The sequence below is a fragment of the Azotobacter chroococcum genome, from assembly GCF_004339665.1.
Lineage (GTDB): Bacteria > Pseudomonadota > Gammaproteobacteria > Pseudomonadales > Pseudomonadaceae > Azotobacter > Azotobacter chroococcum.
The window spans coordinates 100,576-124,502 of sequence record NZ_SMMU01000007.1 but is presented as its reverse complement, the minus strand read 5'-3'; the positions used below and the strand labels follow the sequence as shown (position 1 = coordinate 124,502).

At 65.2% G+C, this 23,927-nt stretch carries 29 protein-coding genes and 1 tRNA gene; 6 read left to right on the top strand and 24 right to left on the bottom strand.

Annotated elements, in window-relative coordinates; all coding sequences use genetic code 11:
• Positions 1-70: 70 nt before the first annotated feature.
• The 18 genes from nadA to EV691_RS08685 all read right to left on the bottom strand — a co-directional run bounded on the left by nadA (position 71) and on the right by EV691_RS08685 (position 14,562).
• Positions 71-1,129 carry a quinolinate synthase NadA gene (gene nadA, locus EV691_RS08775; RefSeq protein WP_089168738.1) on the bottom strand — a complete coding sequence of 353 codons (1,059 nt, stop codon included), beginning with the start codon at positions 1,127-1,129 and terminating at the stop codon, positions 71-73.
• 181 nt (positions 1,130-1,310) lie between these two features.
• Complete coding sequence (locus EV691_RS23850) at positions 1,311-1,736, bottom strand: polyhydroxyalkanoate granule-associated phasin (protein ID WP_242672659.1); 426 nt, start codon at positions 1,734-1,736, stop codon at positions 1,311-1,313.
• A gap of 249 nt (positions 1,737-1,985) precedes the next feature.
• Positions 1,986-2,061: transfer RNA gene (locus EV691_RS08760), tRNA-Lys, on the bottom strand.
• A 57-nt stretch (positions 2,062-2,118) separates the two neighbouring features.
• The gene (gene queC, locus EV691_RS08755; protein ID WP_278250250.1) at positions 2,119-2,820 is read right to left on the bottom strand and encodes a 7-cyano-7-deazaguanine synthase QueC; all 702 of its coding nucleotides are present in this window, start codon (positions 2,818-2,820) and stop codon (positions 2,119-2,121) included.
• Positions 2,821-2,855: 35 nt separating this feature from the next.
• The gene (queE, locus tag EV691_RS08750; protein ID WP_131302519.1) at positions 2,856-3,503 is read right to left on the bottom strand and encodes a 7-carboxy-7-deazaguanine synthase QueE; all 648 of its coding nucleotides are present in this window, start codon (positions 3,501-3,503) and stop codon (positions 2,856-2,858) included.
• A 111-nt stretch (positions 3,504-3,614) separates the two neighbouring features.
• Positions 3,615-4,433, bottom strand: a complete 819-nt coding sequence (gene ybgF, locus EV691_RS08745; protein WP_131302219.1) for a tol-pal system protein YbgF — start codon at positions 4,431-4,433, stop codon at positions 3,615-3,617.
• 6 nt (positions 4,434-4,439) lie between these two features.
• A complete protein-coding gene (gene pal, locus EV691_RS08740) occupies positions 4,440-4,982 on the bottom strand; it encodes a peptidoglycan-associated lipoprotein Pal (RefSeq protein ID WP_089168742.1) in 543 nt (180 codons plus the stop codon).
• Between the two features lie 64 nt (positions 4,983-5,046).
• Positions 5,047-6,339 carry a Tol-Pal system beta propeller repeat protein TolB gene (tolB, locus tag EV691_RS08735; protein WP_089168743.1) on the bottom strand — a complete coding sequence of 431 codons (1,293 nt, stop codon included), beginning with the start codon at positions 6,337-6,339 and terminating at the stop codon, positions 5,047-5,049.
• Positions 6,336-7,715 (bottom strand): cell envelope integrity protein TolA, encoded by a 1,380-nt coding sequence (gene tolA / locus EV691_RS08730; RefSeq protein ID WP_131302222.1) that lies wholly within the window; start codon positions 7,713-7,715, stop codon positions 6,336-6,338. The genes tolB and tolA overlap by 4 nt, the downstream gene beginning before the upstream one ends.
• The gene (gene tolR / locus EV691_RS08725) at positions 7,715-8,167 is read right to left on the bottom strand and encodes a protein TolR (RefSeq protein ID WP_131302224.1); all 453 of its coding nucleotides are present in this window, start codon (positions 8,165-8,167) and stop codon (positions 7,715-7,717) included. Before tolR ends, tolA begins: the two co-directional genes overlap by 1 nt.
• 11 nt (positions 8,168-8,178) lie before the next feature.
• Positions 8,179-8,874 (bottom strand): protein TolQ, encoded by a 696-nt coding sequence (gene tolQ / locus EV691_RS08720; RefSeq protein WP_039802885.1) that lies wholly within the window; start codon positions 8,872-8,874, stop codon positions 8,179-8,181.
• A gap of 2 nt (positions 8,875-8,876) precedes the next feature.
• Positions 8,877-9,323, bottom strand: a complete 447-nt coding sequence (gene ybgC, locus EV691_RS08715) for a tol-pal system-associated acyl-CoA thioesterase (protein ID WP_039802883.1) — start codon at positions 9,321-9,323, stop codon at positions 8,877-8,879.
• A 52-nt stretch (positions 9,324-9,375) separates the two neighbouring features.
• The gene (gene ruvB, locus EV691_RS08710) at positions 9,376-10,434 is read right to left on the bottom strand and encodes a Holliday junction branch migration DNA helicase RuvB (RefSeq protein WP_131302227.1); all 1,059 of its coding nucleotides are present in this window, start codon (positions 10,432-10,434) and stop codon (positions 9,376-9,378) included.
• Positions 10,435-11,040, bottom strand: coding sequence for a Holliday junction branch migration protein RuvA (gene ruvA / locus EV691_RS08705; protein ID WP_131302230.1), 606 nt, complete (start codon positions 11,038-11,040; stop codon positions 10,435-10,437).
• 16 nt (positions 11,041-11,056) lie between these two features.
• The gene (ruvC, locus tag EV691_RS08700) at positions 11,057-11,581 is read right to left on the bottom strand and encodes a crossover junction endodeoxyribonuclease RuvC (protein WP_039802876.1); all 525 of its coding nucleotides are present in this window, start codon (positions 11,579-11,581) and stop codon (positions 11,057-11,059) included.
• A 55-nt stretch (positions 11,582-11,636) separates the two neighbouring features.
• Entirely contained in the window at positions 11,637-12,386 is a 750-nt protein-coding gene (locus EV691_RS08695) for a YebC/PmpR family DNA-binding transcriptional regulator (protein WP_131302233.1), read from the bottom strand.
• A gap of 90 nt (positions 12,387-12,476) precedes the next feature.
• Positions 12,477-14,252 (bottom strand): aspartate--tRNA ligase, encoded by a 1,776-nt coding sequence (gene aspS, locus EV691_RS08690; RefSeq protein WP_131302236.1) that lies wholly within the window; start codon positions 14,250-14,252, stop codon positions 12,477-12,479.
• A 43-nt stretch (positions 14,253-14,295) separates the two neighbouring features.
• A complete protein-coding gene (locus EV691_RS08685; protein ID WP_131302238.1) occupies positions 14,296-14,562 on the bottom strand; it encodes an FmdB family zinc ribbon protein in 267 nt (88 codons plus the stop codon).
• A 182-nt stretch (positions 14,563-14,744) separates the two neighbouring features.
• Here EV691_RS08685 and EV691_RS08680 point away from each other — a divergent pair, with 182 nt between their 5' ends.
• The 3 genes from EV691_RS08680 to EV691_RS08670 are packed head-to-tail and all read left to right on the top strand — an operon-like array spanning position 14,745 to position 17,997.
• Positions 14,745-16,460 carry a proline--tRNA ligase gene (locus EV691_RS08680; RefSeq protein ID WP_131302241.1) on the top strand — a complete coding sequence of 572 codons (1,716 nt, stop codon included), beginning with the start codon at positions 14,745-14,747 and terminating at the stop codon, positions 16,458-16,460.
• Between the two features lie 9 nt (positions 16,461-16,469).
• On the top strand, positions 16,470-17,417 hold the full coding sequence (locus tag EV691_RS08675; protein WP_131302243.1) for a hypothetical protein: 948 nt from the start codon (positions 16,470-16,472) through the stop codon (positions 17,415-17,417).
• A gap of 10 nt (positions 17,418-17,427) precedes the next feature.
• On the top strand, positions 17,428-17,997 hold the full coding sequence (locus tag EV691_RS08670) for a lytic transglycosylase domain-containing protein (protein WP_089168753.1): 570 nt from the start codon (positions 17,428-17,430) through the stop codon (positions 17,995-17,997).
• A 13-nt stretch (positions 17,998-18,010) separates the two neighbouring features.
• On the opposite strand, the gene EV691_RS08665 is transcribed toward EV691_RS08670, so the two are convergent.
• The 3 genes from EV691_RS08665 to EV691_RS08655 form a co-directional block, all read right to left on the bottom strand.
• Positions 18,011-18,286 (bottom strand): acylphosphatase, encoded by a 276-nt coding sequence (locus EV691_RS08665; RefSeq protein WP_131302246.1) that lies wholly within the window; start codon positions 18,284-18,286, stop codon positions 18,011-18,013.
• A gap of 1 nt (position 18,287) precedes the next feature.
• A complete protein-coding gene (locus EV691_RS08660) occupies positions 18,288-18,758 on the bottom strand; it encodes a TlpA disulfide reductase family protein (RefSeq protein WP_131302249.1) in 471 nt (156 codons plus the stop codon).
• Between the two features lie 113 nt (positions 18,759-18,871).
• Positions 18,872-20,098 carry a YihY family inner membrane protein gene (locus tag EV691_RS08655; RefSeq protein WP_131302252.1) on the bottom strand — a complete coding sequence of 409 codons (1,227 nt, stop codon included), beginning with the start codon at positions 20,096-20,098 and terminating at the stop codon, positions 18,872-18,874.
• A gap of 96 nt (positions 20,099-20,194) precedes the next feature.
• On the opposite strand from EV691_RS08655, the gene arsC reads away from it, so the two are divergent.
• From arsC to EV691_RS08640, 3 genes are read left to right on the top strand one after another with little or no spacing between them, the layout of a single operon-like run.
• Positions 20,195-20,548: an arsenate reductase (glutaredoxin) gene (arsC, locus tag EV691_RS08650; RefSeq protein ID WP_089168757.1), complete on the top strand. Its 354-nt coding sequence runs from the start codon at positions 20,195-20,197 to the stop codon at positions 20,546-20,548.
• Entirely contained in the window at positions 20,545-21,150 is a 606-nt protein-coding gene (gene wrbA / locus EV691_RS08645) for an NAD(P)H:quinone oxidoreductase (RefSeq protein ID WP_131302255.1), read from the top strand. Before arsC ends, wrbA begins: the two co-directional genes overlap by 4 nt.
• Positions 21,143-21,550 carry a DUF2069 domain-containing protein gene (locus EV691_RS08640; RefSeq protein WP_131302258.1) on the top strand — a complete coding sequence of 136 codons (408 nt, stop codon included), beginning with the start codon at positions 21,143-21,145 and terminating at the stop codon, positions 21,548-21,550. Before wrbA ends, EV691_RS08640 begins: the two co-directional genes overlap by 8 nt.
• Positions 21,551-21,567: 17 nt before the next feature.
• Here EV691_RS08640 and hda read toward each other — a convergent pair whose 3' ends face one another.
• The 3 genes from hda to EV691_RS08625 are packed head-to-tail and all read right to left on the bottom strand — an operon-like array spanning position 21,568 to position 23,920.
• On the bottom strand, positions 21,568-22,272 hold the full coding sequence (gene hda, locus EV691_RS08635) for a DnaA regulatory inactivator Hda (RefSeq protein WP_039802851.1): 705 nt from the start codon (positions 22,270-22,272) through the stop codon (positions 21,568-21,570).
• Positions 22,269-23,375 carry an AI-2E family transporter gene (locus EV691_RS08630; RefSeq protein ID WP_131302261.1) on the bottom strand — a complete coding sequence of 369 codons (1,107 nt, stop codon included), beginning with the start codon at positions 23,373-23,375 and terminating at the stop codon, positions 22,269-22,271. Before EV691_RS08630 ends, hda begins: the two co-directional genes overlap by 4 nt.
• A complete protein-coding gene (locus tag EV691_RS08625; RefSeq protein WP_089168762.1) occupies positions 23,372-23,920 on the bottom strand; it encodes a CDP-alcohol phosphatidyltransferase family protein in 549 nt (182 codons plus the stop codon). The genes EV691_RS08630 and EV691_RS08625 overlap by 4 nt, the downstream gene beginning before the upstream one ends.
• Between the last annotated feature and the right edge of the window lie 7 nt (positions 23,921-23,927).

The following is a 23,927-nucleotide window of genomic DNA, read 5'->3' as shown; positions in this document are numbered from 1 at the left end:
AAGGAAAAAGCCCGGCGAGAGTATTCCCGCCGGGCTTCGCCCTTTTCAGCATGAACGCCTGCAGTTCTGCTCAGGCATTGCCGGCCTGCTTCAGACGGGCGGCATGGGTGAAGTCGAGCATCCGCGCGAGCGGCTTGACCGCCCGCGGGATCAGCGCCGGATCGACGAAGATCTCGTTGGTGCCGCCACGCAGACTCGCCAAGGTACGCTCGAGAGTGTTCATCGCCATCCACGGGCAGTGCGCGCAGCTGCGGCAGGTCGCCCCGCTCCCCGCCGTGGGCGCCTCGACGAAGCGCTTGTCCGGACAGAGCTGCTGCATCTTGTAGAAGATGCCGCGATCGGTGGCGACGATGAAGGTCGAATTGGGCAGCACCTGGGCGGCCTTGATCAGTTGACTGGTCGAACCCACCGCATCGGCCAGCTCGATCACCGCCTCCGGGGACTCCGGGTGAACCAGCACGGCAGCGTCGGGATAGAGCTGCTTCATGTCGAGCAGCTGCTTGGCCTTGAACTCCTCATGGACAATGCAGGCGCCGTCCCAGAGCAGCATGTCGGCACCGGTTTCACGCTGGATGTAGCGACCCAGATGGCGATCCGGCGCCCAGATGATCTTTTCGCCATTGTCCATGAGGCTTTCGACGATCTCCAGAGCGCAACTGGAAGTGACCACCCAGTCGGCCCGCGCCTTGACTGCCGCCGAGGTATTGGCATAGACCACCACGGTGCGCTCCGGATGCTGATCGCAGAAGGCGGAAAACTCCTCCAGCGGACAGCCCAGATCCAGCGAACAGGTGGCCTCCAGAGTCGGCATCAGTACGCGCTTTTCCGGATTGAGGATTTTCGCCGTCTCGCCCATGAAGCGCACGCCAGCGACAAGCAGCGTCTGCGCCGGATGCTGGCTGCCGAACCGAGCCATTTCCAAAGAGTCGGCGACACAGCCACCGGTTTCCTCGGCCAGCGCCTGCAGTACCGGGTCACAATAGTAGTGAGCTACCAGTACGGCATTCTGCCTGTGCAACTCGGCAGCGATCTCGCGGCGGTAATAGGCCTCCTCCTCGGCACTCAGCGGCTTGATCTGCTTGGCATCGAGGTGAGCCTGGACAAGGAAGCGTTCGGAAATATACGTCATATTCGCTGGACCTGCAGGCACGTGCGCGGAGAGCGAGTATATCACCTGCAACCCCGCGACAAAGGGCAGCGCAAATGATGGAAAGGATTCGCCGGGAGGTCAGCACGCTCGAGGAAAAGCAGAGAGAAATCCGCCTCAGACTTGCGCGTCGATCATTCGCCACGCACTGAGCCCGGCAGGCTCACGACCTGGTCCGACTCAGACGTCTGGCATTCCCCACTGCCCGTTTATGTAGTGGAGCCATGCCCTTGCCCAGCACACCCAGCATGGCGGACTGATATGCCTGCGCCGACTTGAACCACGCATCCTTTCCGCCCAGCATCGGATTCCAAACCTTCATCAGCGAAAAGGCGAGCTCCTGGCTGGCATGGAACATCTGCAGGTGCATGGCCACCCAGGACTCACTGAAGGCAGCCATCTTTTCCAGCCCCATCAAACGAAACTCGCGTCGCTCCCTGGCAGACGGATTCACCCCAGCCATGGCCATACGAGCCATGCGCTGAACAACCACTTGAGGCACCACCACTGCAAGCTCGACGGCCTGCCTGGAAACGCGATTCATTCGACGATGAACTCGAGCCATACTGTCCTCCAGCAATCGGGTCATGACAGGCATCCAGCGACCGCCCGCAATACGCCACAGGCAATCCAAGAGCGACAACCTAGAACTCTACTGGAAAAACAGTATAGAAAACCCGTCCGGCTGGAGAACTCATCGCAAACAACAAATGATCGGCCAGAACACAACTTCGGAGCACAGCAACAAAGATCCAAGCTGCGCCTGAGATAGACGAAGCACTCATCTCGGCAAGATCAAGGCCTTTACCACTACCGATGAGTGAATCGAAAGAAAGGATGGTGGGTCGTGTAGGATTCGAACCTACGACCAATTGGTTAAAAGCCAACTGCTCTACCGACTGAGCTAACGACCCAACGCGAGGCGTATAATACTGATTTATCTCAGAATTTCAACACCCTCTCAAAAAAACTCAAATATAACGGGTAGGGTCGGCAATGCCGGCTGCAGCGAAGCCTGCCGCCCTCAAGCGACAGGAGTCGCACTTGCCACAGGCACGGCCCTCCTCATCGGCCTGATAGCAGGACACAGTCAATCCATAATCGACCCCGTGGCGCAGACCGACCTGAATGATCTCGGCCTTGCCGAGATTCTGCAGCGGCGCCTGAATGTGGAAACTCCGCCCTTCCACACCGGCCTTGGTCGCCAAGTTGGCCAGCCGCTCGAAGGCCTCGATGAAAGCGGGGCGGCAATCCGGATAGCCTGAGTAATCCACCGCATTGACGCCGATGAAGATGTCATGCGCTTCCAGCACTTCGGCCCACCCCAGCGCCAGCGCGAGGAACACGGTATTGCGTGCCGGTACATAAGTGACCGGAATGCCCTCGCTGGGGATTTCCGGCACCGCGATCGAGGAATCGGTCAGCGCCGAGCCACCGATGCCATCGAGATTCAAGCCGATCACCTTGTGCTCCACCACACCAAGCTGACGGGCCACCCGCTCGGCAGCCCGCAGCTCGGCACGATGACGCTGGCCGTAATCGAAGCTCATGCTGTAGCAGGCATAACCCTCGGCCTGGGCCAAGGCCAGCACAGTGGCGGAGTCGAGACCGCCGGACAGCAGGATGACCGCTTTCTTCTCACTCATTTCGTATCGTCTCGCTAGGGCTTGCAAAGCCGGGACCTCCAGCTGGCGGGAAACACCATCGCTCAGCGTCCCTGAGCATCGTTCCAGAGGATCTTGTGCAACTGCAGCTGCAGGCGCACCGGCAGGTTGTCGGCAACGATCCAGTCTGCCAGCTCCCGGCTGTCCAACTGACCATGGCTGGGCGAGAACAGCACTTCTCCGGCACGTTCATTCAGGCGATATTCGATTAGCTTGGAAACCGCCCAATCATAATCCTGGCGGGAGCAGAGCACGAACTTCACCTGATCGTTGCGGGTCAACAGGGCCAGGTTCTCGTAGCGGTTGCGGGCGACTTCCCCCGAGCCCGGCGTCTTCAGGTCGAGCACCCGACTCACCCGACCATCCACGGCCGAGACATCGAAGGCCCCGCTGGTTTCCAGGGAAACCTCGTAGCCCGCATCGCAAAGCCGGCGCAGCAGCGCAATGCCATTCGGCTGGGCCAGCGGCTCGCCACCAGTGACACAGACATAACGAGGCTTGTAGCCAGCCACGCGCTCAAGGATCGCAGACAAGGAGAGAATCTCTCCGCCGCTGAAGGCGTAGGTGGTATCGCAATAATGACAGCGCAGGGGGCAGCCGGTGAGGCGCACGAATACCGTCGGCAAGCCGGCGGTACGCGTCTCCCCCTGCAACGAGTAGAAGATCTCGGTAATTCGCAGGGTTTCTTGCATATCAGCCACGGGCGTGACGGCGAAACAGGCCATCCGCCTCCGTTGCGGGAAATAGGGGACGTGGATTTTAACGAAAAAACCCGCGACAGGCGCGGGTTTAGATGGCGGGCTTCAGCGCAGATTCTGCAGATCGCGCTGAGCCAGCTGGGCTGCCGAACTGCCGGGGTACTGGGCAATGACCTGCTGCAGGGCAGACCTCGCCTTTTCCGTATTGCCTAGGCGACGCTCGACGTCTGCCAGCTTGTACAGCGAATCGGGCACCTTGGGGTGTTTCGGGTAGTTCTGGCTGACCCGGGCGAAGGCCTGCCCCGCGCCCTGCAGGTCACCCTTGGCCAGATTCACCTCACCCAGCCAGTACTGTGCATTGCCAGCGTATTGGCTGTTCGGATATTTACGCAGGAAGGCGGTGAATGCCTGGCTGGCCTTGTCGAAATCCTTGGCCTTGATCAGGTCGAAGGCCGCATCGTAATACAGCTTTTCCTTTTCAGGATCGGCAGGCCCGCCGCTCGCAGGGGCCTCGGTGGCCGGCGACACGGCGGGTGAGCCGGCATCGATGGCCCCGGCGGGAATGTTCTGCTGCTGAGCCGGGGCGCTTGCGCCCGCGGACAGACGGCTGTCGAGATCCTGATAGCGATCCAGGCTTTCCTGCTTCAGACGACGGATCTCGTACTGCTGCTCCTCGACCATGCCACGCAGACGCGAAACCTCGTCCTGCAGCTGCTGCAACTGCAGGAACATTTCGCCCTGTGCCGAGGTCGGCGTAGTCATCCGTCCCCCGGCATAGGCACCGCTCGCGTCCTGTATCGCCTGCGGGTAACCGTTACTGGCATAACCATAACCGGCAGAGTTATCCACCACGGGGTCCTCTGCCCAGGCTGCGAGCGGCAGACTGAGCACCAACAGGGACATGACACGGCGGTACTGGTTCATGGCGAATTACTTGCGCAGTTCGACGCGACGGTTCTGCGCCCAGGACTGCTCGTCGGCACTGCCGGCGGCAGGACGCTCCTCACCGTAGGAAACCAGCTCCAGCTGGGCCGGGGAAACCCCCTGCAGCACCAGGTAGCGCTGGACGGCCTTGGCGCGACGCTCACCCAGAGCCATGTTGTATTCGCGGGTACCGCGCTCGTCGGTATGGCCTTCCAGCACAACGCGAGCGCCATTGCCCTTCAGATCCCCGGCATGCACGTCAAGGGCACGCATGGCTTCCGGCTTCAGGTCGGAGCTGTCGTACTCGAAGTAGAAGGTGGTGATGGCGCGCAAAGAAGCCGCATCGCCGCCCATACTGCCGTCGTAAGAGCCGGAGCCGGAGCCGGAGCCATAGCCAGAGGTACCGGCACCGTAGCCTGCATTCGGGTCAACGCCGCCATTCGCGCCGGCGCCTTCCCCGGAAGCGTCGCCGCCCTTGGAAGAACAGCCAACGGCAACCGCCATGGCCAGCGCCAGCGCGGCGAATTTACCGAATTTCAGCATTTGCATGATGGAACTCCTAAAGGAAGCTCAGGTGTTGTGTGAGGTTGTTGGTTTGGTTTGGAATGTCGTATCAGTTCAGGTAGGGAGACCAGGACGGCTCGCGAACCTCACCTTGCGCGGTAGGAAGCGGGAGCCTGACCCTGCCGTTGATCGACGCAAGCATCAAGACTCCCCGGCCCTGCTGACGGGTGGCGTAGATTAGCATGGTGCCATTGGGCGCGACAGTGGGCGACTCGTCCAGACTGGTCTCCGACAGCACGCGCAGGCTGCCGCGCTCGAGGTCCTGGGCAGCCACCTTGAAGTTGGTGTAACCCTCCTGCCGGTGGATCATCACCAGGGTCTTCTCGTCGGCCGACAACTTCGGGTTGGCGTTGTAGTTACCGACGAAGGTCACCCGCTCAGCTCCGCCACCGATAGTCTGCCGGTAGATCTGCGGCTTGCCGGCACGGTCGGAAGTGAAATAGAGGGTCTGGCCATCTGCGCCCCAGAAAGGCTCGGTGTCGATGCCTAACTGGTTGGTGACCCGCTGCAGCTGCCGGCTGGCCAGATTCATCACGTAGATCTCCGGGTTGCCGTCCTTGGATAGCACGAAGGCCAGGCGGGAACCATCCGGCGAGAAGGCCGGCGCGCCGTTGAGCCCCTCGAAGTTGGTGATCTGCTCGCGGCGACCGGTATCGACGTGCTGGATGAAGATGCGTGGACGCTTCTGCTCGAAGGAGACGTAGGCGATGCGCCGGCCATCGGGCGCAAAGCGCGGCGACAGGATCGGCTCGCGCGACTGCAGCAGGGTCACCGCCCGCGCCCCGTCATAGTCGGAGCGCTGCAGGGTATAGCGGGTGCCCCCCCCCATGTGCTCGGCGGTGACGTAGAGCAGACGTGTGGAGAAGGCCCCCTTGATGCCGGTGAGCTTCTCGAACGCCTGGTCGGCGATGTAGTGGGCCATGTCGCGCACCTGATCGCCGCTGCCGCTGACGGTACCGGTCAGTACCTGCTGCTCGGTGGCCACATTCATCAATGCATACTGCACCTGCAGTCGCCCGCCGGCCGGGACTATGCTGCCGACCAGCACATACTGGGCGCCCAGCGCCGTCCAGTCGCGGTAGATGATCTCGCCGGCGCTGCTCGGCTGGCTGATCATGTTCTGCCGGGGAATCGGCTCGAAGACCCCCGAGTTGCGCAGGTCGTTGCCGACGATCTCAGCCATGTCGTCGCTCATCACGCTACCGCCCTGCCAGCCGAAGGGCACTACGGCGATCGGCGTGGCACGCGCGGTACCGCTGGTCACCACCAGCGGATCGGCCGCCTGGGCGATGCCGGCCAGCAAGGCCAGGCCGAGCAGGGCAAGACGAATCAGGGTATTCACAGATCCAAATCCTCAGGTTTGAAAATCATGCGCCGCTGCCGGTATTTACTGTCGAAGGTGGCACGATCCACTTGCCGCAACTCCGGGATCCTGCCCACATTGCGCACCGCGGCGACGGCTGAATTGTCGAAGGGCGCGTCCCCACTGGAACGGGTCACCCGTGCATTGGTTATGGTGCCATCCGGCAGCATCTGGATCAGCACCTCTACGCTCATTCCATTACGGGCCGACGGTGGCCGGCGCCATTGCTGGCTGACCAGACTGACGATGAGATCATCGAAACTGCCAGCGACCTGATCGCCCTGGCTCTCGGCCAGGGCCTGCTGTCGCTCCGTGGTATCGGAAAGCAGTTCGGCCAGGGCCTGAGCCTTCTTGTCCTCGGCAGCCTTGCGTGCAGCCTCCGCTGCAGCTTTCTTCTTGGCTTCCTCGGCCGCCGCCTTCTTCTTCGCTTCCTCTGCTGCCTTCTTCTTGGCCTCCTCGGCCGCCGCCTTCTTCTTCGCTTCCTCTGCTGCCTTCTTCTTGGCCTCCTCGGCAGCCGCCTGCTTCTTCGCTTCCTCTGCTGCAGCCTTCTTCTTGGCTTCCTCGGCAGCCGCCTGCTTCTTCGCTTCCTCTGCAGCCTTCTTCTTCGCTTCCTCTGCAGCCTTCTTCTTGGCCTCCTCGGCAGCTGCCTGCTTCTTCGCTTCCTCTGCAGCCTTCTTCTTGGCCTCCTCGGCAGCCGCCTGCTTCTTCGCCTCTTCCGCGGCTTTCTGCCTGGCCGCTTCGGCCATGGCCAGTTTCTTCGCCTCTTCCGCTGCCTTCTGCTTGGCGGCCTCGGCGGCGGCCTGCTTCTTCGCCTCTTCGGCAGACTTCTGCTTGGCGGCCTCGGCAGCAGCCTGCTTCTTCGCCTCTTCGGCAGACTTCTGCTTGGCGGCCTCGGCTGCAGCCTGCTTCTTCGCCTCTTCGGCAGCCTTCTGCTTGGCAGCCTCGGCGGCGGCCTGCTTCTTCGCCTCTTCGGCAGCCTTCTGCTTGGCGGCCTCGGCTGCAGCCTGTTTCGCCGCTTCCGCCCTTCGAGCTTCCTCGACTTTCCTTTGTTCCGCCGCCTTGGCCACAGCCAGTTGCTGCTGCTCGATCTTCTTCTGCTCCATCTGCTCGACTTCATATTGGCGAGCAGCGGTTTTCTGCGCCTCTCCAGCAATTTTCTGGTTGGTCTGGGTGGTTGCCCGGCTCTGCGATTTCATTTGATAGAGCGTGGCCTGGACTATCGGCCTGGCCGGCGGCAACTCCGGCGCCATAGAGAAGCTGACGAACAGCATGGCGAAGACGAGGAGGTGCAGGCCGACCGCCAGCACGACCGGCCAGAAATAGCTTTCCGAGGAAGAGCGCTCGCGCCGTTGCATCAGGGAGCCTCGGTGATCAGCCCGACATTGCCCACGTCGGCCCCTTGCAGGCCGCCCATCAGGGCCATGACCGCCCCGTAGTCGACGGATTTGTCGCCGCGCACGAAGACCTGCACCTGCTTACCCTGGCTGCGGGCCTGGGCGATGATCTTGCCCACCGCATCGACCAATTCGTCCAGCTTCTGGGCAGTGTCCTGCGCGGTCTCGGTATCCACCTCGCTGCCCATGTTCCAGTAGTAGCTCTTGTCGGCCTTGATGGAGATGGTCAGTATCTGCGCATTGTTGTCCTGCGGCAGCACCTCGCTGGACACCTTGGGCAGGTCGACCTTGACGCCCTGGTTGAGCATCGGCGCGGTCACCATGAAGATCACCAGCAGCACCAGCATCACGTCGATATAGGGCACCACATTCATCTCGGCGACCGGCTTGCGCCTGTTGCGAATTCTCGCCATCAGCTAAGGCCTCATGCGTCCGAAGTGTGCACCTTGCGATGCAGGATTGCCTGGAACTCGTCGGCGAAGGTGTAGTAGCGGGCGATCAGCATCTCCCCGCGCGCGGCAAAGCGGTTGTAGGCGATGACCGCCGGAATCGCAGCGAACAGGCCGATGGCGGTGGCGATCAGCGCCTCGGCGATCCCCGGCGCCACGGTTGAGAGTGTCGCCTGCTGCACCTGGGCCAGCCCGCGGAAGGAGTTCATGATCCCCCAGACGGTGCCGAACAGGCCGATGTAGGGACTGGTGGAACCCACGGTGGCGAGAAACGGCAGGCTCTGCTCGAGCTTTTCCTCCTCGCGGGAGATCGCCACGCGCATGGAGCGGGACACCCCCTCCATCACCGCATCCGGAACAACCCCGGACTGCTGGCAGAGGCGGGAGAACTCCTTGAAGCCGGCACGGAAGATCCGCTCGAGGCCGGAGTCCGGGTCCGGCTCGCTGCCCGCCTGGCGATAGAGCTTGGCCAGATCGATGCCCGACCAGAAGCGCTCCTCGAAGGCATCCAGGGACTTCTTGGCGGCGCGCAGCATGTTGCCGCGCTGGAAAATCATGATCCATGAGGTGACCGAGGCGGCCACCAAGGTGAGCATGACCAACTGCACCACCAGGCTGGCGTTGCTGATCAGGCTCCACATGGACATATGGTCAACGGCGTTGGCTTCCACGCTTACTCTCCTGCTGAAGATGGACCCGGGCCCGCCAGGGCGGCCCGCAGCGCTTCGGGAAGGGCCCGGGGTTTCAAACTGTCGGCGCGCACACAGGCCACCAGAACCCGTCCCTCGCAAAGCAGCGCATCATCCACGGCGCGCCGTACCTGCTGATGAAAGCGCAGGCTGGCACGGCTCAATTCGCATACCTCGGCACTCACCAGCAACTCGTCGTCCAGCCGCGCCGGCGCGAAATAGCGCGCCTCGCTGGAATGCACAACGAACAGCAGGCCCTCCTCCCCGGCCAGCCGGGACTGGAAGAGGCCCAGCGCGCGCAGCCGCTCGGTACGAGCCCGCTCCATGAATTTGAGGTAATTGACGTAATAGACGATGCCGCCGGCGTCGGTGTCCTCGTAATACACCCGACAGCGATGGATGAACGGCGATACTCCGCTTTGCGCGCGCATACTCTAGTGCCAGCCCTCGAGGTTGCCAATCGGATGGAAAAACAATTTCCCCTCACTCGTCGTCAGCCGGCTCGCCGGCGAGCGGATTGACTGTTGCAGCCTCCATCCGGGCAGGCAGGTTCAGGCCGAAATGCAGATAGGCATGGCGCGTGACCACCCGCCCGCGCGGGGTGCGCATCATGTAGCCCTGCTGGATGAGGTAGGGCTCGAGGACATCCTCGATGGTATGCCGCTCCTCGCTGATCGCCGCCGCCAGGCTGTCCACGCCGACCGGACCGCCATCGAACTTCTCGATCAGGGTCAGCAGCAGGCGCCGGTCCTGATGGTCGAAGCCGCGCTCGTCGACATCCAGGAGATTCAGCGCCAGGTTGGCGATCTGCCGGGTGATGCGCCCTTCTCCGCGCACTTGGGCGAAGTCCCGCACCCGGCGCAGCAGGCGGTTGGCGATACGCGGCGTGCCGCGCGCACGACGGGCGATCTCGAAGGCGCCCTCGGCCTCGATCGGCAGGCCGAGAATACCGGCGGAACGGCTGACGATGGTCGACAGATCGGCGACGGAATAAAACTCCAGGCGCTGCACGATGCCGAAGCGGTCGCGCAGCGGATTGGTCAGCATGCCGGCACGGGTGGTGGCGCCGACCAGGGTGAACGGCGGCAGGTCGAGCTTGATCGAGCGCGCGGCCGGCCCCTCGCCGATCATGATGTCGAGCTGGAAGTCCTCCATGGCCGGATAGAGCACCTCCTCGACGACGGGCGAGAGACGGTGGATCTCGTCGACGAACAGCACATCCCCGGATTCGAGGTTAGTCAGCAGCGCAGCGAGATCGCCGGGCCGCTCCAGCACCGGACCCGAGGTGCTCTTCAGCGACACCCCCATCTCCTGGGCGATGATGTTGGCCAAGGTGGTCTTGCCCAGCCCCGGCGGGCCGAAGATCAGCGTGTGGTCCAGCGCCTCGCTGCGCCCGCGCGCGGCCTGGATGAACAACTCCATCTGCTCGCGCACCACCGGCTGGCCGATGTAATCGGCCAGCCTCAGCGGACGGATGGCGCGGTCCTGCTGCTCCTCGCGGTCGCGGCTGGTCGCGGTGATCAGACGATCGGCTTCGATCATTTAGGCCATTCCCCGCAACGCCCGGCGGATCAGTTCTTCGCTGCTCAAACCTTCCTCCTGCACGGCGGCGACCGCACGACTGGCCTCCTGCGGCTTGAAGCCGAGAGCGACCAGCGCGCTCAGCGCATCGCTTTCCGCATTTGTGACCATGGTGCCTAGCTGAGGCTCCAGCGTCAGCGGAGCGATGGCCGGCAAATCTTCCCAGGCCTTGAAACGATCCTTGAGCTCGACCAGCAGGCGCTCGGCGGTCTTCTTGCCCACGCCGGGCACCCGGGTCAGCGCCTTGGTATCGCCAGCCTGCACGCAACGCACCAGCTCGTCCACCTCCAAGCTGGACATCAGCGCCAGCGCCAGCTTGGGGCCTACGCCATTGAGGCGAATCAGCTCGCGGAACAGCTCGCGCTCGCGTTTCTCGCAGAAGCCGTAGAGCAGATGGGCATCCTCGCGCACCACCAGATGGGTGTGCAGGGTGACCGGTTCGTTCAGCGACGGCAGGCGATAGAGGGCGCTCAGCGGCACCTCGACCTCATAGCCGACGCCATTGACCTCCACGAGCAGGTACGGTGGCTGCTTCTCCGCCAGGGTACCGCGCAAACGTCCGATCAAGATCCGCTTTCCTTATTCACAAACGCAACCGCCCGCCCCGTCGCCTGGCGCCATCCAGACCATGGGGAATCAGGCTCTGCCGGTGGTGGGCATGACACAGGGCGATGGCCAAGGCATCGGAGGCATCGATCTGCGGCTTCTGTACCAGTCTGAGCAGGTGCATCACCATCATCTGCACCTGCTGCTTGTCCGCCCTGCCGCTGCCGACGATGGCCTGCTTGACCTGGGTGGCGGTGTACTCAGCAATCTCGAGGCCCGCCTCCGCCGCCGCGACGATCGCCGCGCCGCGGGCCTGACCGAGCTTCAGGGCGGAGTCGGCATTGCGCGCCATGAACACCTGCTCGATGCCCATGGTCACCGGGCCGTGACTGCGGATGATCTCGGTCACGCCGCGATACACCGCCTGCAGGCGCTCGGGCAAGGGACCACTGCCGGTTCGGATGCAGCCGGAGGCAATGTATTCGCAGCCACGCCCGCTGTCGCGCACCACGCCGAAGCCGGTGATCCGCGAGCCGGGGTCGATACCCAGGATAAGCGTCATGAGAAGGCCGCCCGCAGCCGACGCGGAGCCCTTGCTTCAGGCGGCATGCTCGTCGTCAGCCGAGCTGCTCCATGATCTCGTCGGGAATCTCGGCGTTGTGGTAGACGTTCTGCACGTCGTCCAGGTCCTCCAGCATGTCGATCAGCTTGAGTACCTTCTGCGCGGTTTCCAGATCGGCGATCGGTGCGGTGATCGAGGGGATCATCGCCACTTCCGCCTCGTCGCCCTTGAAACCGGCGGCGGTCAGCGCCTCGTTGACGCCGTGGAAGTCGGCGAAGCTGGTGAACACGTCCACCGAGCCATCGTCGTTGCTGACGATATCGTCGGCACCGGCCTCCAGCGCCGCCTCCATCAGGGCCTCCTCGTTGACGCCCGGAGCGAAGCTGATCTGGCCCTTGCGCTCGAACATGTAGGCCACCGAGCCGTCGGTACCCAGGTTGCCGCCGCACTTGCTGAAGGCATGACGCACTTCGGCGGCGGTGCGGTTGCGATTGTCGGTCATCGCCTCGATGATGATCGCCACGCCGCTCGGTGCGTAGCCTTCGTAGCTCAGCTCGGCCATGTTGTCGGCTTCGCTGGAGCCAGCGCCGCGGGCGATGGCACGGTCGATGGTGTCACGGGTCATGTTGGCGGTCAGCGCCTTGTCCACCGCCAGGCGCAGGCGCGGGTTGTCCGCCGGGACGCCGCCACCGTGCTTGGCCGCCACGGTCAGCTCGCGGATCAGCTTGGTGAATATCTTGCCCCGCTTGGCGTCCTGACGCTCTTTGCGGTGCTTGATGTTGGCCCATTTGGAATGACCAGCCATAACTCGCTCCGTTGTATCTCGTGTGAATCTTGTCTTTTACCGCCCCAGAACCGAAGGAGCCTGGCAAATCCAGGCTCCCGTGGGATCGGCTTATTCGGCCTTGGGCTGCTCGCGCAGGCGAATGTTCAGCTCGCGCAGCGCCTTGGCGTCCACCACGCCCGGCGCCTGGGTCATCACGCAGGCGGCGCTCTGGGTTTTCGGGAAGGCGATGACTTCGCGGATAGAGTGGGCGCCGGTCATCAGCATCACCAGACGGTCCAGGCCGAAGGCCAGGCCGCCGTGCGGCGGTGCGCCGAACTTCAGCGCATCGAGCAGGAAGCCAAACTTCTCCTGCTGCTCGGCTTCGTCGATGCCGAGGATGCGGAACACCGCCTGCTGCATTTCCTTGCGGTGGATACGGATCGAACCGCCGCCCAGCTCGGTGCCGTTGAGCACCATGTCGTAGGCACGGGACAGCGCGGCGGCCGGGTTGGCCTCCAGCTCTTCCGGACCGCACTTGGGCGCGGTGAACGGGTGGTGCAGCGCGCTCAGCGAACCGTCGTCGTTTTCCTCGAACATCGGGAAATCGACCACCCACATCGGCGCCCACTCGCAGGTCAGCAGGTTGAGGTCGTGGCCGAGCTTGATGCGCAGGGCACCGAGCGCCTCGGAAACGATCTTGGCCTTGTCGGCGCCGAAGAACACGATGTCGCCATCGACCGCACCGACGCGATCGAGGATCACGTTGAGGTTGTCGAGCGGGATGTTCTTGACGATCGGCGACTGCAGGCCCTCGACGCCCTTGGCGCGCTCGTTGACCTTGATGTAGGCCAGCCCCCTGGCGCCGTAGATGCCGACGAACTTGGTGTAGTCGTCGATCTGCTTGCGCGGCATGCTGGCACCGCCCGGAACGCGCAGGGCGGTTACGCGGCACTTGGGATCGTTGGCCGGCCCGGCGAACACCTTGAACTCCACGTCCTTCAGCTGGTCCTCGACATCGACCAGCTCCAGCGGGATGCGCAGGTCCGGCTTGTCCGAACCGTAGCGGCGCATGGCCTCTTCGTAGGGCATGTGCGGGAACTCACCGAACTCGACGTTCAGCACTTCCTTGAACAGCTGGCGGATCATCTTCTCGGTGAGGCCGATGATGTCCTGCTCGTCGAGGAAGCTGGTCTCGATGTCGATCTGGGTGAATTCCGGCTGGCGGTCGGCACGCAGGTCCTCGTCGCGGAAGCACTTGGCGATCTGGTAGTAGCGGTCGAAGCCGGCGACCATCAACAGCTGCTTGAACAGCTGCGGCGACTGCGGCAGGGCGAAGAAACTGCCGGCGTGGGTGCGGCTCGGCACCAGATAGTCGCGCGCGCCCTCCGGAGTGGCACGGGTGAGGATCGGCGTCTCGACGTCGAGGAAGCCGTTCTCGTCCAGGTAGCGACGGATGCTCGAGGTGATGCTCGAGCGCAGCTTCAGCTTGGCGGCCATTTCCGGGCGGCGCAGGTCGATGAAGCGGTAGCGCAGGCGGGTCTCCTCGCCGACGTCGCTGTATTCGTCCAGCGGGAACGGCGGGGTCTCGGCCTGGTTGAGCACTTCCAGCTCGTAGCCCAGCACCTCGATGGCGCCTGAGGCCATGTTCGGGTTGACCGCCCCGGCCGGGCGCAGGCGCACCTTGCCGGTGATCTTGACCACGTATTCGCTGCGCACCCGGTCGGCCTTGGCGAAGGTTTCCTCGCGATCCGGATCGAACACCACCTGAGCCAAGCCTTCGCGGTCGCGGATGTCGAGGAAGATCACCCCGCCATGGTCGCGGCGACGGTGTACCCAGCCGCAGAGGGTGACTTCCTGGCCTTCCAGGCTTTCGTTCAGTTGGCCGCAATAGTGGCTGCGCATCATGATGGTGCTTCTTCTCTCGATACTTGAATTCGGGTGGAACGGCTTACTCGGCCGCCGCGCAGGCGCCGCCGCAACCGCCGCCCGCACAGGCGGGTGCACTGTCGCCGCTGGCGAGATTCTTCTTCGCGCCGGACTTGAAGTCGGTCTCGTACCAGCCGCCGCCCTTGAGACGGAAACCGGGTACAGAAAGCTGCTTCTTCAGCTCGGGCGCCTGGCAGCTCGGACAATCGACCAGCGGCGCATCGCTGAACTTCTGGATGGTTTCCAGCAGATGGCCACAGGCAGCGCACTGATACTCGTAGATAGGCATCGGACACTCCACGCATGGGGACGACTGCGCCGCGAGCCCTGTCGGCGGCAAAGCACGGGATTATATATGGTTCATCGTCCCTGCGCAGCCCGCCCGCCCGCGCCGATTCTGTACGTGCCCTATCCGCCGCCGTACAATGCCCGCCACTTTTTCCGCCCCCGCAACGGACAGAACGGCCCAACATGCGCACCAGTCAGTATCTGCTCTCGACCCTCAAGGAAACCCCCTCCGATGCCGTGGTGATCAGCCACCAGCTGATGCTGCGCGCCGGGATGATCCGCAAGCTGGCCTCCGGTCTCTACACCTGGCTGCCGCTGGGGTTGCGCGCCCTGCGCAAGGCCGAGGCGATCGTCCGCGAGGAGATGAACAAGGCCGGCGCCCTGGAGGTGCTGATGCCGGCCATCCAGCCCGCCGAGCTGTGGCAGGAGTCCGGCCGCTGGGAGCAGTACGGCCCCGAACTGCTGCGCATCCGCGACCGTCACGACCGCGAGTTCTGCGTCGGCCCGACCCACGAGGAAGTGATCACCGACCTGGCGCGCAACGAGCTGAACAGCTACAAGCAGCTGCCGATCAACTTCTACCAGATCCAGACCAAGTTCCGCGACGAGATCCGCCCGCGCTTCGGCCTGATGCGCGGCCGCGAATTCCTGATGAAGGACGCCTACTCCTTCCACCTCAGCCAGGAATCGCTGCAGGAAACCTACGACCGCATGCACCAGGCCTACTGCAACATCTTCAGCCGACTGGGCCTCGACTTCCGTCCGGTGCAGGCCGATACCGGCTCGATCGGCGGCACCGGCTCCCACGAATTCCACGTGCTGGCCGAGTCCGGCGAGGACGACATCGCCTTCAGCGACAGCTCCGACTACGCCGCCAACATCGAGAAGGCCGAAGCCATCCCGCGCGAGACCGCGCGTGGCGCCGCCAGCGAGGAACTGCGCCTGGTCGACACTCCCGACGCCAGGACCATCGACGAGCTGGTTCAGCAGTTCAAGCTGCCCGTCGAGAAGACCGTCAAGACCCTGGTGGTGCATGGCGTCGAGGAAGGCCAACTGGTCGCCCTGATCGTGCGCGGCGACCACGAGCTGAACGAAATCAAGGCCGCCAACCTGGCGCAGGTCGCCAGCCCGCTGGTATTCGCCTCGGAAGCCGAGATCCGCGCCGTCATCGGTGCCGGCCCCGGCTCCCTCGGTCCGCTGAACCTGCCGATTCCGGTGATCGTCGACCGCTCGGTGGCACTGCTGAGCGACTTCGGCGCCGGCGCCAACCTCGACGGCAAGCACTACTTCGGCCTCAACTGGGAGCGCGACCTGCCGCTGCCGGAAATCGCCGACCTGCGCAACGTGGTGGAGGGAGACCCGAGCCCGGATGGCCAGGGCACGCTGGTGATCAAGCGCGGCATCGAGGTCGGCCACATCTTCCAGCTCGGCACCAAGTACAGCGAGGCGCTGAACTGCAAGGTGCTCGGCGAGAACGGCAAGCCGGTGACCCTGATCATGGGCTGCTACGGCATCGGCGTATCCCGCGTGGTCGCCGCCGCTATCGAGCAGAACTACGACGAGCGCGGCATCCTCTGGCCGGAGGCGCTGGCGCCATTCCAGATCGCCCTGGTGCCGATGAAGTACGAAAGCGCCGTGGTCAAGGAAGCCACCGACCGTCTGTACGCCGAGCTGGTCGCTGCCGGCTACGAGGTGCTGCTCGACGATCGCGACAAGAAGACCAGCCCCGGGGTGAAGTTCGCCGATATGGAGCTGATCGGCATTCCCCACCGCATCGTGGTGAGCGAACGCGGCCTGGCCGAAGGCACCCTGGAGTACAAGAACCGCCGCGAAACCGATGTCCAGGCCATCCCGGCCGCCGACCTCATGACCTTCCTTAGCAACCGCATTGGCCACTGATCCCACGTCATGCCCACCCGAAGCTCCCTGCGTCTCGGCGCTGCGCTCTGCGGCGCCCTCCTGCTCGCCGGCTGCGCCAACCAGCTGCCCCAGCGCAGCGAGCAAGAAGAGCGCGTCGAACGCAAACTGCTGAGCCACAGCCTGCAGATCGATCTCGGCGAGCCGCCCATGCTGGAGCTGCCGCAGCGGCGCGTCCGCATCCATGACCAGCGGACCTTCGAGGTCCGCGAGTTCGAGGTGAGCCGCCGCTACGACCGCTACACCCCCTACCAGCCCTGGCGGGAACTCTACGAGATCCCCCTCGGGGCGGTGGCGGTGGTGGCCGGGATCACCGCCAACGTGCTCAACGTGATTGCCCTCGGCAACCTGCCCGACCTTGCCACCAAGGGCTGGATCGACTACGGCTTTGCCGGGCTCAACCCGGCGATGAACATCGAATCCAACGGCCGCTCCCAGCAGAACCTGGCCCGCATCGACGAGCGCCTGAAGGACGAGCGCACGGAACACTCCAGCCTGCCCTGGGCCGAGCGCCCGGTATCGGTCAGGGCCGGGGCACGGACCTATGAACTGCTCACCGACCGTCACGGTATTCTGCACCTGAACCTGCTCGACAGTCCCTTCGGCCTGCAGGACGCCCGTGTCGCCCGGCTGCTGCTGAACGTCGAGGATCCCCAGGACGGTGCTCGCGCCGAGGCCGTCCTGCCGGTCAGCCGCAGCCTGGGCAGCAAGCTGCGCGAGGCCCACGATCTGGTCTATGCCGATCTCGAGAGCGATGAGGTCGGGCAATGGGTGCATCGGGTCAAGCGGCTCGCCGAGCTCGGCCTCGAGGAGGAAGCCAGCGAGCTGGAGCAGAGCCTGATCGAACTGACCCGCCACGATCCGGAACTGCAGCAGGAGTTTCTCGCCGACCTGCGGAAGAAGGCCGGCCGTCAGGCGGCAGTGCCTTCCGGCGACTGAGGGCGGCCGCATGCAGCTCCCGCGACTCCTTCTGCTTGCCCTGCTCGCCCTGCCGCTGCCGGCTGCCGCCAGCCTGCCGCAAGCGCCGGAACCGGAACTGCGCACCCTGCTGCAGCGCACGGTCGCCGAGGCGGACAGCTTCAGCGACCGCTTCGAGGCGGAGGTCTGGCTGCTGGACATGTCGACCCGCCTGACCCGCTACCTGCCGGATCACGCCGAGCGCCTGAACCTGCTGCGCACGGTGCACCGCGAGGCGAACAAGGCCGGCCTGCGTCCCGATCTGGTGCTGGCGGTGATCCATGCGGAAAGCCGTTTCGACCGTTTCGCCATCTCCCCGGTCGGCGCCCAGGGCATGATGCAGGTGATGCCGTTCTGGAAGGCCGAGCTGGGCCGCCCGCAGGACAATCTCACCGACAACGCCACCAACCTGCGCTACGGCTGCACCATCCTCAGCTACTACCTGAAGAAGGAGAAGGGCGATCTCAGCCGCGCCCTGGCCCGCTACAACGGCAGCCTGGGACAGTACCGCTATCCGTCGAAGGTGATCGGGCTGTGGCACGACTTCTGGTACGTCAAGTAGCGACGAGTCCCGCTCAGCGCACCACGCGGAACGCCACGAACCCCTGCAGGGCCACCTCCTCCAGCTCCACCCCCTCGACCCGGGCCTGCCCGGGGCCCTGCCAGAGCCAGTCGGTCAGCTCGCGCACCGCCGCTTCCTCGCCCTCGATCCAGGCCTCGACCCGCCCGTCGGCAAGGTTCCGCACCCAGCCGGCCAGCGCCAGACGCTCGGCCTGCAGCGCCGTGCCCTGCCGGTAATACACCCCCTGCACCCTGCCGCGGACCAGGGCGCGCACACCGATGCGCGCCACCTCAGGAACCCTCCCCGCGCAGTGCCTGCAGGCGTGCCGCCAGGCCGGCGGCAGTCTGCTCGCCGAGCAGCCGCTCGCGCAGACGCCCCCGGGTGTCGACGATATAGGTGACCGGCAACACCTCGCCCGGCGGCAGTTGCAGACGCTCGGCCGGATCCACTGCCAGCACGCCGAAGCGAATGCCCAGCGCCTCGCTGGCACGCGCCAGCTCGGCTCCCTGCAGGCCATCGAAGTTCACCCCGACGACGCGCACGCCGCGCCCCTGCTGCTGCTCGGCCAGGGCGTTCAGCTGGGCGATCTCGCTACGGCAGGGCGAACACCATTCCGCCCAGTAGTTGATCACCAGCCACTGCCCCTCCAGCTGTTCCGCAGTGACCGGACGCCCATGCTGGTCGACGCCCCAGTCTTCGCTGCAACCGGTCAGCATCAGCCCGGCGACCAGCGCCAGGACGATTCCCACCCGCCTTCCCATAAGGCTCCCTCCACGATGATCCATGACCTGGCAGACTTCCTGCCGAACCAAGCATCGCCGGCAAGCTGGCCTGCCTACAAATATAACCGCCCCGGTTCAGCCGAGGCGGCCGCTCAGGGCTCCGGCGGAGGCGGCTGCAGCCAGTGCGCCAGACTCTCGCCGAACAGCGCCGCGCGCTCCCGCTGGAGCCGCTCCAGAGCACTGCGCAAGGCCGGGAACCAGGGCTCGTCGAGGCTCTCGGGAAGCTGATCGAGGTGCGGCAGCGGCCAGGGCGAGCGACTCAGCAGAAACTCCAGGCTATAGCGGCTCAGGTCCCGACAGAGCACCCAGCCGCCATCGCTGGTGCGATAGACCAGTTGTTCGTGCTCGAGAAAATCGAGAATCTCGTCCCAGAGCGCATCGGGCAGCGCCCAGCCGGCGCGCTGCATGTCGGGCTGGCGAACGGCCTGACCGGACTGCTGGCGCTCGTGGAACACCCGCAGCACGCCGAGCAACACCAGCAAGCGTGGCAGCGGATTGCGCCGCCAGCGCCGCAGGGCCGACAGGTTGCAGACCAGCTCGGCGCCCAGCAGCACGATCATCCAGCTCAGGTACATCCACAGGAGGAACAGCGGCACGGTGGCGAAGGCCCCGTAGATCAGCTGATAGGTGGGAAACAGGCTGACATAGAGGCCGAACAGCGCCTTCGCCGCCTCGAACAGCACGGCGGCGAACAGCCCGCCCAGCAGCGCATGGCGCAGCGGCACCGCAGTGTTGGGCACTGCCGCATAGAGCAGGGTGAAGGCCGCCGTGCTGAACACCAGAGGCGTGAACTTCAGCAGCATCCTCGCCCCCGCCAGGGCATAGGGATCGGAGATCAGCGCCAGGGAGGTGATGTAGGTGCTCAGGGCGAAGCCCGTCCCCAGCAGCAACGGGCCCAGGCTGAGGATCGCCCAGTGCAGCAGGAAGCTCGACAGGCCGCGGCGCGGCTGGCGTACCCGCCAGATGGTGTTGAAGGTCTGCTCGATGGTCATCAACATAAGCAGCGCGGTGACCATCAGCAGCCCGACCCCGAACCAGGTCAGATGCCGCGCCTGCTCGATGAAGGTCTTGAGGTAATCCTGCAGCACCGCACCGCTGGAAGGCACGAAGTTGCGGAAGATGAAGCCCTGGATCTGCTCGCCCATGCCCTGGAACTCCGGAACGACCGAGAGCACGACGAAGACCAGGGTCATCATCGGCACCACCGCGAACAGGGTGGTATAGGTCAGTGCCGCGGCGCTCTTCGGGCCATGATCGGCCAGAAAGCGCTCGAACAGATAACGCCAGAAATCCAGGCTGTCGATGAAGCGTTGACGCATGCCCTTTCCTTACCGTGAGCGATGACGGACACGGGGTTCATCCCTGCGCCGGGGTAGTTAGAATAGCGGCCCCACCCCGCTGGATGCGATCCGCCCATGACCGATCTGACGCTCTACCACAACCCGCGCTGCTCCAAGTCCCGTGGCGCGCTGGAACTGCTCGAGGCCCGCGGCCTGCAACCAAAGGTGGTGCGCTACCTGGAGACCCCGCCCAGCGCCGCGGAACTCGAGGCGCTGCTCGCCAAGCTCGGCATCCCGGCCCGCCAGCTGCTGCGCAGCGGCGAGGAGGAATACAAGGCGCTGAACCTGGACGACCCCGCGCTGGGCGAGGAGCAACTGATCGCAGCCATGGTCGCCCATCCCCGGCTGATCGAGCGGCCGATCCTGGTGGCCGGTGATCGCGCAGTGATCGGCCGTCCGCCGGAGAAAGTCCTGGAGTTGCTGCCATGAGCGCGCCCTACATCCTGGTGCTGTATTACAGCCGTCATGGCGCCACCGCCGAGATGGCCCGGCAGATCGCCCGCGGCGTCGAACTCGGCGGCCTCGAGGCGCGCCTGCGCACGGTGCCGGCGGTGTCCAGCGAATGCGAAGCCGTGGCGCCGGCCATCCCCACCGAAGGCGCCCTCTATGCCAGTCTGGACGATCTGCGCCACTGCGCCGGACTGGCGCTCGGCAGTCCGACCCGCTTCGGCAACATGGCCGCCCCGCTGAAATACTTCCTCGACGGCACCAGCAGCCTGTGGCTGACCGGCGAGCTGGTCGGCAAGCCGGCCGCAGTGTTCACCTCCACCGCCAGCCTGCACGGCGGCCAGGAAACCACCCTGCTGTCGATGCTGCTACCCCTGCTGCACCACGGCATGCTGGTCTGCGGCCTGCCCTACAGCGAGGCGGCGTTGCTCGAGACCCGGGGCGGCGGCACGCCCTATGGCGCCAGCCACCACGCCGGCGGCGACGGCAAACGCGCCCTCGACGAGCATGAAACCGCCCTGTGCCGCGCCCTCGGCCGGCGCCTGGCGGAGACGGCCCGACGCCTGGAGAGCGCGCATGCCTAGAAAGGCGAAACCGCTGCCCAGCCTGGAATGGCTGGCCCCGCGCCTGAAGGCCAGCCGCGCCCTCACCCTCGCCAGCTTCCTCGCCCTGGCCGGCCTGCTGGCAGTATGGAACCTGGCCTTCGCCGACCTGCATGGCGCCCGCCCCTGGGTGGTCGTCGGCATCCAGCTGTTGCCCCTGGCGCTGCTCGCCCCGGGCCTGCTGCTCGGCGGGGCGCGCGCCCATGCCTGGGCCTGCTTCGTGGTGAACCTGTACTTCATCCAGGGCGTGACCGCCGCGATCGACCCGGGTCGCCAGCTGTTCGGCTGGCTGGAGGCGCTGCTCAGCCTGACCCTGTTCTGCGCCGCCCTGCTCTACACCCGCTGGCGTTTTCAGTACGACCGCAAGCTGGCCGGGGAGTAGGGCGGGAGAAACCCGCCCTACCAGCCGAGGGTTTCCTTGAGGAAGGGAATGGTCAACCGGCGCTGGGCCTGCAGCGAGGCCTGATCCAGCGTGTCGAGCAGTTCGAACAGCGCCGCCATGCTGCGTGAGCCGCGGGTGAGGATGAAGCGCCCGACTTCGTCGGTCAGGTGCAGGCCGCGACGCGAGGCACGCAACTGCAGGGCGCGCAGCTTGTCCTCGTCGGACAGCCCGTGGAGCTGGAAGACCAGCGCCAGGGTCAGGCGCGACTTCAGGTCCGGCAGCTTGATCGGCAGTTCGCGCGGCGACACCGCGGCGGACAGCAGCAGGCGACGACCACAGTCGCGCAGGCGGTTGAACAGGTGGAACAGCGCCTCCTCCCAGTCGTCCCGCCCGGCGATCGCCTCCAGATCGTCCAGGCAGACCAGCTCGCTCTGCTCCAGGTTGTCCAGCAGCGCCGGGCCGTAGTCCGCCAGCTCGGCCAGCGGCAGGTAGATCGCCAGCTCGCGGCGCTGCTCGAAGCGGATGCAGGCAGCCTGCAGCAGATGACTGCGCCCGACGCCCTCGGCGCCCCACAGGTAGATCAGGCTTTCGGTCCAGCCGGCGTCGGGCTCGCAGAGGCGCTCGGCATAGCCAAGCGCCGCCGCGTTGGCGCCGGGATAGTAGTTGGCGAAGGTGGCGTCGTCGCGCAGACGCACCCCGAGGGGCAACTGGATCGGTTTCATGTCGGCCCGGACGGCTCCGCGGAGCCGCCGCTGGAGTCTCCGTGGCTGGACTCTCCGTAAAGTTCGGAAAGTTTATATAAATCGTGGACATGACGCAGCAAGACCATGATCACCGCGGCCACCGGCAGGGCCAGCAGCACGCCGGTGAAGCCGAACAGCTGGCCGCCGGCAAGGACGGCGAAGATCACCGCCACCGGATGCAGGCCGATCCGGTCGCCGACCAGCAGCGGCGTCAGCAGCATGCCCTCGAGCAGTTGGCCGACGGTGAACACCGCCACCACGCCGATCAGGGGATAGGGATCGCCGCCGAACTGGAACAGTGCGGCGATGAGGGCGGCGCCGATGCCGACCACGAAGCCCATGTAGGGCACGATGCTCGCCAGCCCGGCGAGCAGGCCGATCAGCAGGCCCAGATCGAGGCCGATCAGCATCAGTCCCAGCGCATAGACCACGCCGAGCGCCAGCATCACCAGCAACTGCCCACGCAGGAAGGCGCCGAGCACCTCATGGCACTCGCCGATCAACTCCACCACCAGGCCCTCGCGCCGACGCGGCAGCAGGGCGCGCAGCTTGGCCACCAGGATGTCCCAGTCACGCAGCAGATAGAAGCTCACCACCGGCACCAGCAGCAGATTGCCCAGCCAGGCGAGCAGGGCCAGACCGGAGGCGGTGGCCTGGCTGAGCAGCTGGCTGACGATATCGGTGGTCTTGCCCAGTTGCCCGGCGAACATCGCCTTGAGCTGGTCCAGATGCCAGAACCCCTGGGCCAGCCCCAGCTTCACCTGGACCCACGGCAGGGCCTCCTGCTGCAGCCAGTCGAGCACCAGCGGCGCCAACTGGTAGAGGTAGACCAGCTGCCGACCCAGCATCGGCAGCAGAAACAGCAGGACCAGCAGCAGCAGCAGGCCGAACAGGACGAACACCGCCACCACCCCCCAGGTCCTCGACAGCCCGCGCTCTTCCAGGCGATCGACCAGGGGATCGCCCAGGTAGGCCAGCAGGATGCCGACCAGGAAGGGCGAAAGAATCGGCATCAGCAGATAGATCAGCCAGCCGGCGAAGAACAACCCGGCCAGCCAGAGCCAGCGGTTCGAATCAGTCATGTGGAATCCTTGTGCCTGCGATACTTGTCGGTCCAGTCCCGCACATAGTCGATGGCGCTGGCCAGGCTGCCCAGCACCACCAGCGCGATCAGCGGCAGGCGCAACGCGGCGAAGGCCGGCAGCAGGCTCGCCTGCAGCAGCACCACGCTCACCAGAACGGTCTGCAGGAGGGTGGACAGCTTGCCCAGCCGGCTCGGACTGATCTCCAGGAAGCCGACCCGCCAGCGGTAGCAGATGGCGCCGGCGACGATCAGTACATCCCGCGCCAGCACCAGCAGCGTCAGCCACCAGGGAATCAGCCCGACCAGGCTCAGGCAGAGGCAGCTGACGATCAGCAGCAGCTTGTCCGCCAGCGGATCGAGCAGGGCGCCCAGCCGGCTGGTCCAGGCGAAGCGCCGGGCGAGAAAACCGTCCAGCGCATCGCTGAGGCCGGCCAGGACGAACAGCAGCAGGGCCGCGCCGTAAGCCTCGGCGAGAATCAGCCAGGCGACCGGCGGCACGAGCAGAAAGCGCAGCAGGGTCAGCAGATTGGGCAAGTGATGCATGGACGGC